At 42.1% G+C, this 14,870-nt stretch carries 13 protein-coding genes, 4 tRNA genes and 1 riboswitch; of the genes, 14 read left to right on the top strand and 3 right to left on the bottom strand.

The genetic code is table 11. The features are described from left to right. Positions 1 to 25: 25 nt before the first annotated feature. Positions 26 to 709: a 2,3-diphosphoglycerate-dependent phosphoglycerate mutase gene (locus ACTG7L_RS06230; protein WP_439240226.1), complete on the bottom strand. Its 684-nt coding sequence runs from the start codon at positions 707 to 709 to the stop codon at positions 26 to 28. Between the two features lie 162 nt (positions 710 to 871). Between ACTG7L_RS06230 and envC the strand changes: the two genes are divergently transcribed. Together envC and ACTG7L_RS06240 are read left to right on the top strand one after the other, a co-directional pair. Further along, on the top strand, positions 872 to 2,089 hold the full coding sequence (gene envC, locus ACTG7L_RS06235) for a murein hydrolase activator EnvC (protein ID WP_439240224.1): 1,218 nt from the start codon (positions 872 to 874) through the stop codon (positions 2,087 to 2,089). 22 nt (positions 2,090 to 2,111) lie between these two features. Next, the gene (locus tag ACTG7L_RS06240; protein ID WP_439240222.1) at positions 2,112 to 2,939 is read left to right on the top strand and encodes a divergent polysaccharide deacetylase family protein; all 828 of its coding nucleotides are present in this window, start codon (positions 2,112 to 2,114) and stop codon (positions 2,937 to 2,939) included. Positions 2,940 to 2,997: 58 nt separating this feature from the next. Here the strand turns inward: ACTG7L_RS06240 and ribB are convergent, their stop codons facing one another. Next, positions 2,998 to 3,642, bottom strand: a complete 645-nt coding sequence (ribB, locus tag ACTG7L_RS06245) for a 3,4-dihydroxy-2-butanone-4-phosphate synthase (protein WP_439327852.1) — start codon at positions 3,640 to 3,642, stop codon at positions 2,998 to 3,000. Between the two features lie 81 nt (positions 3,643 to 3,723). Next, positions 3,724 to 3,853: riboswitch (FMN riboswitch) on the bottom strand. A 154-nt stretch (positions 3,854 to 4,007) separates the two neighbouring features. On the opposite strand from ribB, the gene nadR reads away from it, so the two are divergent. The 7 genes from nadR (at position 4,008) to oppF (ending at position 11,777) form a co-directional block, all read left to right on the top strand. Then, complete coding sequence (gene nadR / locus ACTG7L_RS06250; RefSeq protein WP_439327853.1) at positions 4,008 to 5,297, top strand: multifunctional transcriptional regulator/nicotinamide-nucleotide adenylyltransferase/ribosylnicotinamide kinase NadR; 1,290 nt, start codon at positions 4,008 to 4,010, stop codon at positions 5,295 to 5,297. Further along, positions 5,294 to 5,977 (top strand): metallophosphoesterase family protein, encoded by a 684-nt coding sequence (locus ACTG7L_RS06255; protein WP_439327854.1) that lies wholly within the window; start codon positions 5,294 to 5,296, stop codon positions 5,975 to 5,977. The genes nadR and ACTG7L_RS06255 overlap by 4 nt, the downstream gene beginning before the upstream one ends. A 209-nt stretch (positions 5,978 to 6,186) precedes the next feature. Continuing rightward, entirely contained in the window at positions 6,187 to 7,824 is a 1,638-nt protein-coding gene (locus ACTG7L_RS06260) for an ABC transporter substrate-binding protein (protein ID WP_439327855.1), read from the top strand. A gap of 145 nt (positions 7,825 to 7,969) precedes the next feature. Continuing rightward, on the top strand, positions 7,970 to 8,890 hold the full coding sequence (gene oppB / locus ACTG7L_RS06265) for an oligopeptide ABC transporter permease OppB (protein ID WP_439327856.1): 921 nt from the start codon (positions 7,970 to 7,972) through the stop codon (positions 8,888 to 8,890). A gap of 18 nt (positions 8,891 to 8,908) precedes the next feature. Next, the gene (gene oppC / locus ACTG7L_RS06270) at positions 8,909 to 9,817 is read left to right on the top strand and encodes an oligopeptide ABC transporter permease OppC (RefSeq protein WP_439327864.1); all 909 of its coding nucleotides are present in this window, start codon (positions 8,909 to 8,911) and stop codon (positions 9,815 to 9,817) included. Positions 9,818 to 9,825: 8 nt separating this feature from the next. After that, positions 9,826 to 10,797 carry an ABC transporter ATP-binding protein gene (locus tag ACTG7L_RS06275; protein WP_439327857.1) on the top strand — a complete coding sequence of 324 codons (972 nt, stop codon included), beginning with the start codon at positions 9,826 to 9,828 and terminating at the stop codon, positions 10,795 to 10,797. Beyond that, positions 10,794 to 11,777 carry a murein tripeptide/oligopeptide ABC transporter ATP binding protein OppF gene (gene oppF, locus ACTG7L_RS06280; RefSeq protein ID WP_439327858.1) on the top strand — a complete coding sequence of 328 codons (984 nt, stop codon included), beginning with the start codon at positions 10,794 to 10,796 and terminating at the stop codon, positions 11,775 to 11,777. The genes ACTG7L_RS06275 and oppF overlap by 4 nt, the downstream gene beginning before the upstream one ends. 66 nt (positions 11,778 to 11,843) lie before the next feature. Here the strand turns inward: oppF and coaA are convergent, their stop codons facing one another. Continuing rightward, positions 11,844 to 12,791: a type I pantothenate kinase gene (coaA, locus tag ACTG7L_RS06285; RefSeq protein ID WP_439327865.1), complete on the bottom strand. Its 948-nt coding sequence runs from the start codon at positions 12,789 to 12,791 to the stop codon at positions 11,844 to 11,846. Between the two features lie 214 nt (positions 12,792 to 13,005). On the opposite strand from coaA, the gene ACTG7L_RS06290 reads away from it, so the two are divergent. The 5 genes from ACTG7L_RS06290 (at position 13,006) to tuf (ending at position 14,685) form a co-directional block, all read left to right on the top strand. Continuing rightward, positions 13,006 to 13,081: transfer RNA gene (locus ACTG7L_RS06290), tRNA-Thr, on the top strand. Between the two features lie 28 nt (positions 13,082 to 13,109). Further along, positions 13,110 to 13,194 (top strand) — tRNA-Tyr (locus ACTG7L_RS06295). Between the two features lie 41 nt (positions 13,195 to 13,235). Then, a tRNA-Gly gene (locus ACTG7L_RS06300) sits at positions 13,236 to 13,310 on the top strand. Between the two features lie 7 nt (positions 13,311 to 13,317). After that, positions 13,318 to 13,393, top strand: a tRNA-Thr gene (locus tag ACTG7L_RS06305). 107 nt (positions 13,394 to 13,500) lie between these two features. Beyond that, positions 13,501 to 14,685 (top strand): elongation factor Tu, encoded by a 1,185-nt coding sequence (gene tuf / locus ACTG7L_RS06310; RefSeq protein ID WP_439257405.1) that lies wholly within the window; start codon positions 13,501 to 13,503, stop codon positions 14,683 to 14,685. Positions 14,686 to 14,870: the final 185 nt, after the last annotated feature.

Here is a 14,870-nt window from a genome sequence, read left to right on the forward strand (position 1 = left end):
TGTGCCACTTTCGTTTAGTTAACCATTAAAGATAGCGTTTGCTAACCACTTTCAAGTTATCATCTAATTCATACACTAACGGCTGACCGGTTGGGATTTCTAAATCCATAATGTCAGCATCAGAAATGCCTTCAATGTGTTTCGCTAAGGCACGTAATGAGTTACCGTGAGCGGTCACTAAGACACGTTTGCCAGAGATTAACGCTGGGGCAATTTCATCATGCCAGAACGGAAGCACACGTTCTAAGGTCACTTTTAAGTTTTCACCATCTGGTACCACGTCTGCTGGTAAATGAGCATAACGGCGGTCGTTATGCGCAGAGTTTGGATCTTTTGGATCTAATAATGGTGGTAATGTGTCGTAAGAACGACGCCAAATGTGGACTTGTTCATCACCGTATTTTTCTGCGGTGGCTTTTTTATCTAAACCTTGTAATTCACCGTAGTGACGTTCGTTTAAACGCCAGTTTTTCACTTGTGGAATCCAAAGTTGACCGGCTTCTTCTAACACGATGTTACAAGTTTTGATGGCACGAGTTAATACAGACGTGAATGCGATGTCAAATTCAAACCCTGCGGCTTTTAATTTTTGGCCTGCAGATTTGGCTTCTTCCATACCACGTTCGGTTAAGTTCACATCACGCCAACCGGTAAATAAATTTTTTGCGTTCCATTCACTGAAACCATGACGAATAAAGACTAATTGCATAGGGATCTCCTAGTTAAGAAAAATAAATCAAATTAATACCGCACTTTATAGCAAAAATTTGCAAATTTTGAAAGTGAAAAGCCATGGTTTCCTGATCTTTCTCAAAAATAATGGTATATTTAGTCAGAAATTTGATGATATGAGAGAAAAATCGGAAAAAATATGTTGCTTTGTTCATTTTTTAAAAAATTGCCAAAATTAACCGCACTTTTTTGTGTGGGGCTATTGATTTCGCTTGCGACTCAAGCCGCCGATTTAACCCAAATTAAAACCCAAATTAAACAGCAAGAACAAAAAATTGCACAACGCAAACAGGAGCAAAATAAACTGCAATCTGCCTTAAAAAGCCAAGAAAATAAGATTAATAATGTGGTCGGTACTTTGCGAGAAACGGAAACCAGTTTAAAAGAAACGCAAAAAATCATTGCCGAAACCAATCGTCAAATTAAATCCCTTGAACAGCAACAAAAAGCACAAAAAGCCAAATTAGCCAAGCAATTAGATGCCATTTATCGTTCGGGCAATCCCAATTCAGTGGTGGAACATTTATTGTCTGATGACGCAAAAAATAATGACAGAATGATGGTTTATGCGAAACATATGAATCAATCACGTTTGGCTTTGTTGGACGAATTAAAATCCACTCAAAAACAATTAGAAGAACAGAAAGCCTATTTGTCTGGTCAGCAGCAGGAACAAAAAACGCAGCTGTCTGAGCAGAAAAAACAACAACAAGCCTTACAAAAAGCCAAAAATGAGCGACAAAGCACATTAAATCAGTTGAACAAAACCCTTGTGCAAGAACAAAGTCGGTTGGACAGTTTGAAAGCCAATGAGCAGGCTTTGCAAAATGAGATTAAACGTGCCGAAAAAGCGGCTGCAGAGCAAGAAAAACGCGAACGTGAGCAATATGCCCAGAAGAAACAAGCCGAAGAAAAACGCACCAATAAAACCTATCAGCCGACGGCACAAGAGCAACAATTATTACGCTCGGGCGTAGGCTTAAGTGGGAAATATGCCTATCCAGTTTCGGGGAAATTGTTACATCGTTTTGGCGAAACCCAAGGGGGGGAAACGAAATGGAAAGGGATTGTGATTTCCGCTCGTTCTGGGACGCCAGTGAAAGCGATTTCGGGGGGGCGAGTGATTTTAGCTGATTGGTTACGAGGCTATGGTCAAGTGGTGATTGTCGATCATGGTAAAGGCTATTTATCGTTGTATGGATTTAACCAAGCGATATTCGTGAAAGTCGGCACATTGGTTAATGCGGGTCAAAAAATTGCCGAAGTGGGTAACAGTGGCGGTCAAGCCAGTTCGGGACTGTATTTTGGGATTACCCAAAAAGGCGTGCCAAAAAATCCGTTAACTTGGTTGAGATAATCGTACGATGGGATTACGCAAAATGGAATTACACAAAATTTTGCTTTTTAGTACCGCACTTTTGGGCGGTATTGTCCAAGCACAACCAGCTAAATTGGCCATTGTGATTGATGATGTGGGTTATCACCAGAAAGAAGATGCCGCCGTTTTTGCTATGCCAACACAAATTTCTGTGGCGATTATTCCTGTGGCACCTTATGCCAGTCAGCGTAATCAACAAGCCCATGCACAAGGGCGAGATGTGTTAATCCACATGCCAATGCAACCTAAAGCGAATTTAAAAATTGAAGAGGGCGGTTTACTGTTAGGCATGTCGCAAGCTGAAGTCGTAAAACATGTACAACAGGCGAAAAATAAGGTGTCTTATGCCATTGGCATGAATAATCATATGGGCAGTGCAGCCACTTCCGATCCCACTTTGATGACCTTTTTGATGCAAGAATTGGCAAAACAGCATTTATTCTTTTTGGATAGTCGAACTATCGGCAGTAGTGTGGCGAGCAAGGTTGCTAAACAACAAGGCGTGAAAGCCCTCGACCGTCATTTGTTTCTTGATGATAGTGATGTGCTTGCTGATGTGCAACGTCAATTTCAACAATCTCTCGCTTATGCACGTAAACATGGCACAGCTATTGTGATTGGTCATCCACGTAAAAATACCATAGCGGTGTTGCAAGCGGGTTTGGCGAAGTTGCCTGACGATATTCAATTAGTCAGTATGGGCAGTTTGTGGCGTGAGGAGAAAGTCGTACCACCAAAACCGTTTATTTTATTGTTTAGTGATTTGCCTGCACCGACCAATATGGCGCCTTATCAACCCGTCCCCACCTTGCGAGGGATACCAGAATAAAGCGCATATAAAAACGCTTTGCCTCTTCAAAGAAAGCAAAGCGTTGCATGGCGTTTTGTTATTGAGCCTGTTTTAATCGATAGGCCACCAAATCTTCAATGGTCAACACGGGGTAGCCAAATTTCTGGGCGAATGCCACGATTTCAGGGGTTCTTGCCATGGTGCCGTCGTCGTTGGTGATTTCACAAATCACGGCGGCCGGTTTGTAGCCCGCTAATACCGCTAAATCCACCGACGCCTCGGTATGGCCACGACGTTTTAATACGCCACCGTCTACCGCACGCAATGGGAAAACATGGCCTGGGCGGTGTAAATCTGCGGGTTTGGCCCCCTCTGCCACAGCGGCTTTAATGGTGGTAACACGATCGGCTGCAGATACGCCCGTGGAGACGCCTTGCGCAGCCTCAATAGTGACTGTAAAAGCAGTTTTATTCACGCTAGTGTTGTTTTGTACCATTGGGGGTAAATCCAACTGCTGACAGCGTTCATCGGTGATACATAAACATACAATACCGCTGCCGTAGCGAATCAATTTCGCCATTTGTTCCGTGTTGATGGTTTCGGCTGGGAAAATTAAATCGCCCTCATTTTCACGATCTTCATCGTCTAAAACTAACACGCCGTTGCCTTGTTTAAAGGCATTTAAGGCGTTAATGACACGTTGTTCTGCGGTGCCAAAAGGGGATAATAATGACTGATTCATAGTAAATTCCTTAAAAAATGCAAATATAAGTTACCAGAATCAGGGCGTAAGAAATGACAAAAACAAGTTCTGAAAAGAACCTGTTACTCTCTTTCATCCAGACTATACTGTTGGCTTTGGAATCACACCAAATCTGCTGACTTCTCGTTAAACAAGAACGCTCGCGGGCTGTACCGCCAGTAGGGAATTTCACCCTGCCCTGAGAATGCGGGGTAAGTATAGCACCAGTTTAATTTGATTGCTATTTGTAAAAAAGGTTTTTATTCCTGCCCGATATTGCATACAATAGACAAAACAAGACAAATTAACACCGCAGTTTGTGGATTTGAATAACAAAAGTGCGGTGATTTTTTAAGGATTTTCCAATGAGTGACGATTATTCCTATCTCCAACAAAAACGTAAGCAGTTGAATTTACAAGTCAATGAACTTTGTGAAAAAGCCAATATTTCCAGAGCTTATTTTAATCAGTTGGTCTCGGGCAAAATTAAAAATCCGAGTGCGGTAAAATTAGCGGCACTGCATAAAGCCTTAAAAATTGCCAATGCACCTGAGCCTAAGCGAGTAGGCGTGATTTTCGGTAAGTTTTACCCTGTGCATACGGGCCACATTAATATGATTTTTGAGGCCTTTAGTAAAGTGGATGAACTGCACGTGATTGTATGTAGCGACACGGAACGGGATCTCAAGCTGTTTTATGACAGCAAAATGAAACGCATGCCGACGGTGCAAGACCGCTTGCGTTGGATGCAACAAATCTTTAAATATCATAAGGATCAGATTTTTATTCACCATTTATTGGAAGATGGCATTCCAAGTTATCCGAATGGCTGGGCGGGCTGGTCGGGTGCCGTGAAAGCCTTGTTTAAAGAAAAAAATGTCAATCCGACCGTGGTGTTTAGCAGCGAGATCCAAGATAAAGCGCCTTATGAAAAATACTTGAATTTGGACGTGGTGTTGGTGGATCCTGACCGCAAATTCTTTAATGTATCGGCAACCAAAATTCGCAATAATCCGTTCCATTATTGGAAATTTATTCCGAAAGAAGTACGTCCATTTTTCGCTAAAACCATTGCCATTTTAGGGGGCGAAAGTAGCGGTAAAACCGTGTTGGTGAATAAATTAGCAGCGGTATTTAACACCACGTCAGCGTGGGAATACGGACGGGAATTTGTGTTTGAACAGCTCGGTGGTGATGAGCAAGCCATGCAATATTCCGATTATCCGCAAATGGCGCTCGGACATCAACGTTATATTGATTATGCCTTGCGCCATGCGCACAAAGTGGCCTTTATCGATACGGATTTTATTACCACGCAAGCGTTTTGTATTCAATACGAGGGCAAAGCGCATCCGTTTTTAGATTCCATGATTAAAGAATATCCTTTTGATGTGACAATCTTATTGAATAACAACACAAAATGGGTAGATGATGGTTTGCGGAGTTTGGGCTCAAATAAAGCCCGTCAGCGTTTCCAACAATTACTGAAAAAATTGTTAGATAAATATAAAGTGCCTTATATTGAAATTGAGTCACCGAGTTATTTGGCGCGTTATAATCAGGCCAAAGCCATTGTGGAAAAAATCCTCAATGATGAAGAAATTACAGAATTGACCCACGACCACAGTCTTTTCACGGAAACAGAGGAAGAATGATTTTATTTGCTGGCGATCCCCACGGTAGTTATGAACACCTGTACCCTTTTGTGCAGGCTCGTTCGGATATTAGCCTAATTATCCTCGGCGATCTGCAACTGACCAGTCCGCAACCCTTAGATGACTTAGCCAAATATTGCGATATTTGGTTTATTCACGGCAACCATGACAGCAAAATCGTGGCGGCCTTTGATGCCATTTGGGGTAGCCATTGGAAAGAACGTAATTTACATGGTCAAGTGGTAGAAATTGAGGGCAAACGGATTGCTGGTTTGGGCGGTGTGTTTCGGGGGCAAATTTGGATGCCACCGAGTAAGCCGGTTTTTTTCGACCCGATTCATTATTGTCAATATTGTCCACCTGAGGGGTTATGGCGCAACGGTATTCCACTGCGTCATCGGGTGTCGATTTTTCCCTCTGATATTGAAACCCTTGAAACCCAACAAGCGGATATTCTGATTTGCCACGAGGCCCCGAAACCTCACCCCTTAGGTTTTCGTGTGTTAAATCAGTTGGCGGAAAAAATGGGGGTAAAACAACTGTATCATGGTCATCATCATGAGAATTTTGATTATACCCAATTAAACCGTAAAAATGCCTTTCAAACCATTAATGTGGGTTTCCGTAGCCTGTGTGACTTGGAGGGGAATTATTTATTACAGGGTGTGGATGACCGATAATTGCGCTTATTTTTCCGTTTCTTCTCTACTTGCTTATTTGGTCAGAACCCCTATTTTTTATTGTGTTATCATTAATCCCTATAAAATTAGGGGATATTTTCAACAAAACATCAATTTACCCTCTTAATTTTAATCTAGTCCTTTACAAACTCCTGTTTTTCTGCCATAAAAGAACAGAACATAATACAAAATAACGAGGAGTCGATTATATGCAACACAAATTATTACCATCTTTACTCGCTGGCGCTGTGGCGTTAGCTTTTGCATTTTCTGCCAACGCAGCGAAAGTGCCAGAGGGCGTGGAATTGGCCGCTGCACAAGAAATTACCATTAACAATGGCTCAGAACCGCAAAGTTTTGATCCGCACTTAACGGAAGGGACGCCAGAATCAGGCGTTGCACTACAGTTGTTTGAGGGGTTAACGACGGCTGATTCTGAGGGCAATACGATCCCTGGTGTCTCAGAGTCTTGGGAGCATTCCGATGATTATAAAACTTGGACTTTCCATTTGCGTAAGGATGCAAAATGGTCTAATGGTGATCCTGTTACTGCACAAGATTTTGTGTTCTCTTGGCAGCGTTTAGTCACCCCAAAAACCGCCTCGCCTTATGCCAGTTTTTTAACCTATATGCAGGTAGCGAATGCACAAGATATTATTGATGGCAAAAAATCTCCTGATACGTTGGGCGTGAAAGCTATTGATGATTTGACCTTTGAAGTGTCTTTGGACAATGCCGTGCCTTATTTAGTTGGCTTAACGTCTCACCAATCCATGTTGCCAGTGCCTAAAAAAGTGATTGAGAAATTTGGCGATAACTGGGTGAAAGAAGAAAATATTGTCGGGAACGGGGCTTATATTCTAACAGATCACGTGATTAATGAAAAAATCGTGTTTGCACGTAACCCGTATTATTGGAATGATAAAGAAACCGTGATCGACAAAGCGACGCTGTTGAGCATTGAAAATCCGACGACGGACGTACAACGTTATCGTGCGGGGGATTTGCAAATAACTAACTATGCCTTGCCGACCGAGCAATTCGCTAAATTGAAAAAAGAATTACCAGACGAGTTATTTATCACCCGAACTTTAGCCACATACAGCTATGAGTTGAATAATAGCAAAGCACCGTTTGATGATGTGCGAGTACGTAAAGCGCTCAATTTGGCGTTAGATCGTAATATTATTACCGACAAAGTTATGGCGCAAGGGCAAACTCCAACTTATGTCTTTACACCAACTTATATTAGCGAGGGTGAGAAAATCCAACAGCCAGCCTATTCAACTAAACCAATGGCAGAACGTAATGCAGAGGCGGTGAAATTGTTAGAAGATGCTGGCTTTAGCAAATCCAATCCATTGAAATTTACGATTCTTTATAACACCAATGAAAACCATAAAAAAGTCGCCATTGCAGCGGCATCTATTTGGAAAGCCAATACGCAAGGGCTCGTTGATGTGAAATTAGAAAACCAAGAATGGAAAACCTATATTGCATCACGTCGTAGTAAAGCCTATGATGTGGCTCGTGCAGGTTGGAATGGTGATTATAATCAAGCCTCTACCTTTGTGAATTATTTCTTATCTAATTCGAGTAATAATACCGCATTTTATCGCAGTGAGAAGTATGATGCCGCAGTGATGGAATCTCGAGCCGCATTAGATGAAAATCAGCGTGCAGATGCCTATGCCAAAGCCGAAGCGATTTTAGCTGAAGAGGCCGCTATTGTGCCGATTTATAACTATGTGAATCCACGTTTGGTGAAAAACTTTGTCAAAGGTTATTCAGGTAAAGATCCACAAGATAGAGTGTTGTTAAGAAATCTTTATATTGTTAAACATTAACATACTTCCCCTGAAATTTTTCAGGGGAATGCCTTTTTCCCAAAGTGGGAATGTACTGGATAATTTGCTATGGGTTGCATCTGATCTATGGGCAAATGTGCGGTGCTTTTTTTATTAATTTTATTATTTTTTGTGGGCTGTCCTTATGTTTAAATTTATTATTAGAAGACTGCTTGAGGCGATTCCGACGTTGTTTCTTCTGATTACGGTCTCTTTTTTCCTGATGCGACTTGCACCGGGTAATCCGTTTACCACTGAAAAAGCCTATCCACCGGAAGTGATGGCGAATATTGAGGCCAAATATCATCTCAATGAGCCGTTACATAAGCAATATTTTTTGTATTTGGAAAATCTTTCTCATGGAGATTTTGGCCCATCTTTTAAATATAAAGATCAAACTGTTAACACTTTAATTGCGTCCGCTTTTCCTGTCTCTATTAAACTCGGGTTAACGGCTTTTGTGTTTGCGGTTACCTTGGGTTTATTGGCTGGCATTGTGGCAGCATTAAATCAAAATAGTCGGTGGGATTATTTGGTGATGAGTTTTGCCATGACAGGGGTGATTATTCCGAGCTTTGTGATTGCACCGTTGTTAGTGCTAGTTTTTGCCATTTATTTAGGTTGGTTGCCTGCTGGTGGTTGGAACGGTGGTACGCTATATTATATGGCATTACCTGTGGTGGCGTTAACCATTGGCTATGTGGCTGGGATTGCACGGATTATGCGTGGCTCCATGATTGAAGTGCTACATTCTCCATTTATTCGTACTGCTAAAGCGAAAGGTTTGCCATTGCGACGGATTATTTTTAAACATGCGTTACGCCCTGCGATTATTCCAGTCGTAACTTATTTAGGACCTGCCTTTGTGGGGATTATCACCGGTTCTATGGTGATTGAGCAAGTATTTGGCTTACCGGGTATCGGGCAATTATTTGTGAATGGTGCGTTAAATCGGGATTATTCTTTGGTGCTAAGTTTAACCATTTTAGTGGGGACGCTTACGATTTTCTTTAATGCCGTGGTAGATATTTTATATGCGGTGATTGATCCAAAATTGCGAGCGTAGGGGACTAATATGTTAAAAATGCAACAAAACAAAGCATTAGCCGAAAAATTGTTGGAGCAATCCAATGCCCTGCCAATGGAAAGTCGCAGTTTGTGGCAAGATACCAAACGCCGTTTTATGGCCAATAAAGCCGCCATGTTTAGTTTGTTTACGCTGGTGCTGATTGTGCTGTTTATTATTTTTGCGCCCATGTTAATGCCCTTTAGCTTTGAAGATACCGACTGGAATATGATGAGTGCCGCCCCTGAGTTTGAATCGGGCCATTATTTAGGTACGGACGGTTCAGGGCGTGATTTGTTAGTGCGGATTGCCGTGGGTGGACGCATTTCCCTGATGGTGGGCATTTTAGGGGCGTTAATCGCGGTGTTAATTGGCACAGTTTATGGCGCAATTTCTGGCTTTTTCGGCAAAACCGTAGATATGCTGATGATGCGTGCCTTGGAAATTCTGAGTTCTTTCCCTTTTATGTTTTTCGTGATCTTGTTGGTGACCTTTTTCGGGAAAAATATTTTACTGATTTTCGTGGCAATCGGCATGATTTCTTGGTTGAACTTAGCACGGATTGTACGTGGACAAACTCTGAGCTTGAAAAATAAGGAATTTATTGAAGCAGCGATTGTGTGTGGCGTGCCACGCCGTAAAGTGATTTTCCGCCACATTGTGCCAAATGTGTTGGGGATTGTGGTGGTGTACGCCTCTTTGGAAGTGCCGTCATTAATTTTATTTGAATCCTTTTTAAGTTTCTTAGGTTTAGGCATTCAAGAGCCAATGAGTAGTTGGGGATCTTTGTTAAATGACGGTGCGGCACAAATGGAAAGCGCCCCTTGGTTATTGATTTTCCCTGCGGCTTTTTTATGTTTAACCCTATTTTGTTTTAACTTTATTGGTGACGGATTGCGTGACGCACTCGATCCGAAAGAGCGATAGGAGTGACAATGAATAATTTGCTTGATGTACAAAATTTATCGGTAAAATTTTCTACCCCAGACGGTGATGTCACAGCCGTAAACGAACTGAATTTCACCTTGCAACAAGGGGAAACCCTTGGCATTGTGGGCGAATCAGGTTCGGGCAAGTCGCAAACGGCGTTTGCCTTAATGGGATTACTCGCCAGCAATGGGAAAACCTTTGGTTCAGCCAAATTTAATGGACAAGAATTATTAACCCTGTCCGAACGTCAGCTGAATGAAATTCGTGCCAGAGATATTGCCATGATTTTCCAAGATCCCATGACATCCCTTAACCCTTATATGAAAGTGGGCGATCAATTAATGGAAGTGTTGCGGATTCACAAAAATATGGATAAACGCACCGCATTTTCTGAATCCGTGAAAATGTTGGATGCGGTGAAAATGCCCGAAGCCAAAAAGCGGATGGTCATGTATCCGCACGAATTTTCAGGCGGGATGCGACAACGGGTGATGATCGCCATGGCGTTATTATGCCGTCCGAAATTATTGATTGCTGATGAACCGACCACGGCGTTAGATGTGACGGTTCAGGCCCAAATTATGACCTTGTTAAACGAACTCAAACGAGAATTTAACACGGCAATTATTATGATCACCCATGATCTTGGCGTGGTAGCAGGGATTTGTGATAAAGTGCTAGTGATGTATGCTGGACGAACTATGGAATATGGCAGTGCGGAGCAGATTTTCTATCAACCAACGCACCCTTACTCTATGGGCTTAATGGAAGCCATTCCGCGTTTGGATAGCCAATCTCACGAGTTAAAAACCATTGCAGGTAATCCGCCAAATTTGCTACGTTTACCGCAAGGCTGTCCGTTTTCGCCACGTTGTCAATATGTGCATGAACAATGTTTAACTGCCCCGAAATTAAGTCAGTGGGCGGATAACCGTTTACGCAACTGTTGGATTGATGCCAAGGAGTTTGTCGCATGACTGAAAAACAACCGATTCTTGAAGTGAACCAACTGTCGGTAAATTTCAAAATTAAAAACAAAAAATCCCTATTTTTTGCCAAACCCTTAACCCTGAAAGCCGTAAACAATGTGTCGTTTCAACTTTATCAAGGCGAAACCTTGGGTGTGGTGGGCGAATCAGGTTGTGGCAAATCTACCCTCGCTCGTGCCATTATTGGCTTGGTAGAATCGTCTGCCGGCGAGATTTTATGGCTAGGTAAAAACCTTGCTCACCAATCGCAAAAGGAATGGAAAGACACCCGTAAAGATATTCAGATGATCTTCCAAGATCCGTTGGCGTCACTGAATCCACGCATGAATATTGGGGAAATTATTGCCGAGCCATTGGAAATTTATCAACCCCATTTATCCAAAGCGGAAGTGAAGCAAAAAGTGCAAGACATGATGATTAAAGTAGGCTTGTTACCGAATGTGATCAACCGTTATCCACACGAATTCTCAGGCGGTCAATGTCAACGTATTGGTATTGCTCGAGCGTTAATTATCGAACCGAAAATTATTATTTGTGATGAACCTGTGTCAGCGTTAGATGTGTCGATTCAGGCACAAGTGGTCAACCTATTGAAATCATTACAAAAGGAAATGGGATTAAGCCTGATCTTTATTGCGCATGATTTATCCATTGTAAAACATATTTCCGACCGTGTATTGGTGATGTATTTAGGCAATGCGGTGGAGTTAGGTACCGATGAACAGGTATTTAATCATACTCAACATCCTTATACGCAAGCCTTAATGTCCGCCGTGCCAATTCCTGATCCGAAGTTGGAACGCAATAAAACCATTCAACTGTTGGAGGGTGATTTGCCGTCGCCGATTAATCCACCGTCAGGTTGTGTATTTCGTACCCGTTGCCCGAAAGTGACGGAGAACTGTGCGAAAGTTACGCCTACGCTGAAAAGAGAAAAAGAGCATTTTGTGGCTTGTTTGAATATATAAGAGATAGCCAAAGGATATAACCCTTTGGCTATTTTTATCAATGGAAAAGTGCGGTGCTTTTTTTCGTTATTTTCTTAATTTAACTAATTCCACCGCATGATCTGCCCCTTTTTTTAGGATCAGATTGGCACGTTCTCTGGTGGGTAATATATTTTCTCTTAAATTTAATCCATTGATATTATCCCAAATGTTACTCGCCGTTTGAATGGCTTCTTGTTCGGACAAGTTGGCGTAATGTTTAAAATAGGAATCTGGATTATTAAACGCACTTTGACGGAGTTTGAGGAAACGATGGATATACCATTCTTTGAGGCGTTCTTCTTCTGCATCTACATAAATAGAAAAATCCACGAAGTCGGACACAAAGGTTTCCGCTTTGGTGCTGATTTGCAAGACGTTAAGTCCCTCTAAAATCAGAATATCGGGTTGATCAATGGTCATGAACTGATCGGGAATGATGTCGTAAGTGATATGTGAATAAATCGGGACAGTGATATTGTGTTTGCCAGATTTTAGATCCGCCAGAAATTGGAGGAGTTTTGGGGTGTCGTAGGAAATCGGAAAGCCTTTTTTATCTAAAATATGCTTTTCTTTTAGGATATTAAGGGGGTATAAAAAGCCATCCGTGGTGATAAGATCGACTTTGCGTTCATCTGGCCAGTGGCTGAGTAAGGATTGAATAATTCGGGCTGAAGTGCTTTTTCCTCCCGCAACGCTCCCCGCAATACTGATAATGTAAGGTACGTTGGGCGCTTGTACGCCGAGAAAACGGTTTAATACGGTTTGGCGATGGATATTTTCTTCAATGTAATAGTTTAGCAGACGCACCAAAGGCAAATAAATCGTGCTGACCTCGTCTAAAGACAATTCTTCATTAAACGCTAATAAGGGTTTTAAATCTTGTTCGGTCAATTTTAAAGGCACCGCTTTTCGTAGCTCGGCCCATTGTTCACGCTGAAAGGTTAAAAACGGGCTCAATGATTCCGTTATAGGAGAAATTACATCCGTCACAATAATATCTTTAATTTGGTAGAAGAATAATAGGGTGAAATATACCTTAATTCGTGATCGTTTTGCAGAAATTTTTCCAAGAATGTTGAGATTTAAGGAAAATTTCTATTATTCTGCTTGTTTATTAGTCGAATAAGTGTAATTTTTTATTTTTTTGATAAAAAATACTTGTCAGGGCGTAAAATTTCCCTATAATACGCACCACTTGCTTACGAATGCCGACTTAGCTCAGTAGGTAGAGCAACTGACTTGTAATCAGTAGGTCATCAGTTCGATTCCGATAGTCGGCACCATTCTTCGTAAACAGGCAATTCATTTAGTGGAGGGGTTCCCGAGCGGCCAAAGGGGGCAGACTGTAAATCTGTTGGCTCAGCCTTCGAAGGTTCGAATCCTTCTCCCTCCACCACTTTCAATGAATTTGTTTGATGGACAGATGAATTTAGGACTGCGGGCATCGTATAATGGCTATTACCCTAGCCTTCCAAGCTAGAGATGCGGGTTCGATTCCCGCTGCCCGCTCCAAGTAAGCGCTGATATAGCTCAGTTGGTAGAGCGCACCCTTGGTAAGGGTGAGGTCGGCGGTTCAAATCCGCCTATCAGCACCACTTCTTAATTTCAACTTCCTTTGATATAAACCGAATTTTAGTTACATTAGGTTAATGTGGTGTTATTGTACCATCAATAACCGTGTTTTTTAGAGGGACTTCTTAACATGTCTAAAGAAAAATTTGAACGTACAAAACCGCACGTTAACGTGGGTACAATCGGCCACGTTGACCATGGTAAAACAACTTTAACAGCAGCAATTACCACTGTATTAGCAAAAAAATACGGTGGTTCAGCTCGTGCATTCGACCAAATCGATAACGCACCAGAAGAAAAAGCACGTGGTATCACCATCAACACTTCACACGTTGAATACGATACTCCAACTCGTCACTACGCACACGTTGACTGTCCGGGACACGCCGACTATGTAAAAAACATGATTACAGGTGCGGCACAAATGGACGGTGCAATCTTAGTCGTTGCAGCAACTGATGGCCCAATGCCACAAACTCGTGAGCACATCTTATTAGGTCGCCAAGTAGGTGTGCCATACATCATCGTATTCTTAAACAAATGCGACATGGTAGATGACGAAGAGTTATTAGAATTAGTGGAAATGGAAGTACGTGAACTTCTTTCACAATACGATTTCCCAGGCGACGATACCCCAATCGTACGTGGTTCTGCCTTAAAAGCCCTTGAAGGCGAAGCAGAATGGGAAGAAAAAATCGTTGAGTTAGCGAACCACTTAGATACTTACATCCCAGAACCTGAGCGTGCGATTGACCAACCGTTCTTATTACCAATTGAAGACGTGTTCTCAATCTCTGGTCGTGGTACCGTTGTTACTGGTCGTGTTGAACGTGGTATCGTACGTACTGGTGATGAAGTTGAAATCGTGGGTATCAAAGATACAGCGAAAACAACCGTAACAGGTGTTGAAATGTTCCGTAAATTACTTGACGAAGGTCGTGCAGGTGAAAACATCGGTGCATTATTACGTGGTACTAAACGTGAAGAAATCGAACGTGGTCAAGTGCTTGCTAAACCAGGTTCAATCACCCCACACACCGACTTTGAATCAGAAGTTTACGTATTATCAAAAGAAGAAGGCGGACGTCACACTCCATTCTTCAAAGGTTACCGTCCACAGTTCTACTTCCGTACAACTGACGTAACAGGTACAATCGAATTACCAGAAGGCGTGGAAATGGTTATGCCAGGCGATAACATCAAAATGACTGTGAGCTTAATCCACCCAATCGCGATGGACCAAGGTTTACGTTTCGCTATCCGTGAGGGTGGCCGTACCGTAGGTGCTGGTGTGGTAGCAAAAATTGTTAAATAATTAACGATTTCAGCAAGATTTTAGGGGTGTATTGAATACGCCCCTTTTTTGTACCCCGCACTGGCGTACGGGGTTAAGCCAATAACGATGCTCAGCATCTTTTAGGCATAGTAGACAAAATAGTTGGTAAAAAACAGGTTAAAGCCTTATAGTAATTGGCTTTAACCTAATTTTTTGAAATATGA

Source organism: Lonepinella sp. BR2357, assembly GCF_051851525.1.
GTDB lineage: Bacteria > Pseudomonadota > Gammaproteobacteria > Enterobacterales > Pasteurellaceae > Lonepinella.

Excerpts from the sequence above, each read along its gene's own strand:
- nadR (WP_439327853.1), top strand. The coding sequence starts at position 4,008 with ATGAGTGACGATTATTCCTATCTCCAACAAAAACGTAAGCAGTTGAAT.
- ACTG7L_RS06240 (WP_439240222.1), top strand. The coding sequence starts at position 2,112 with ATGGAATTACACAAAATTTTGCTTTTTAGTACCGCACTTTTGGGCGGT.
- ribB (WP_439327852.1), bottom strand. The coding sequence starts at position 3,642 with ATGAATCAGTCATTATTATCCCCTTTTGGCACCGCAGAACAACGTGTC.
- oppC (WP_439327864.1), top strand. The coding sequence starts at position 8,909 with ATGCAACAAAACAAAGCATTAGCCGAAAAATTGTTGGAGCAATCCAAT.
- ACTG7L_RS06260 (WP_439327855.1), top strand. The coding sequence starts at position 6,187 with ATGCAACACAAATTATTACCATCTTTACTCGCTGGCGCTGTGGCGTTA.
- ACTG7L_RS06255 (WP_439327854.1), top strand. The coding sequence starts at position 5,294 with ATGATTTTATTTGCTGGCGATCCCCACGGTAGTTATGAACACCTGTAC.
- tuf (WP_439257405.1), top strand. The coding sequence starts at position 13,501 with ATGTCTAAAGAAAAATTTGAACGTACAAAACCGCACGTTAACGTGGGT.
- ACTG7L_RS06230 (WP_439240226.1), bottom strand. The coding sequence starts at position 709 with ATGCAATTAGTCTTTATTCGTCATGGTTTCAGTGAATGGAACGCAAAA.
- ACTG7L_RS06275 (WP_439327857.1), top strand. The coding sequence starts at position 9,826 with ATGAATAATTTGCTTGATGTACAAAATTTATCGGTAAAATTTTCTACC.
- envC (WP_439240224.1), top strand. The coding sequence starts at position 872 with ATGTTGCTTTGTTCATTTTTTAAAAAATTGCCAAAATTAACCGCACTT.
- oppB (WP_439327856.1), top strand. The coding sequence starts at position 7,970 with ATGTTTAAATTTATTATTAGAAGACTGCTTGAGGCGATTCCGACGTTG.
- oppF (WP_439327858.1), top strand. The coding sequence starts at position 10,794 with ATGACTGAAAAACAACCGATTCTTGAAGTGAACCAACTGTCGGTAAAT.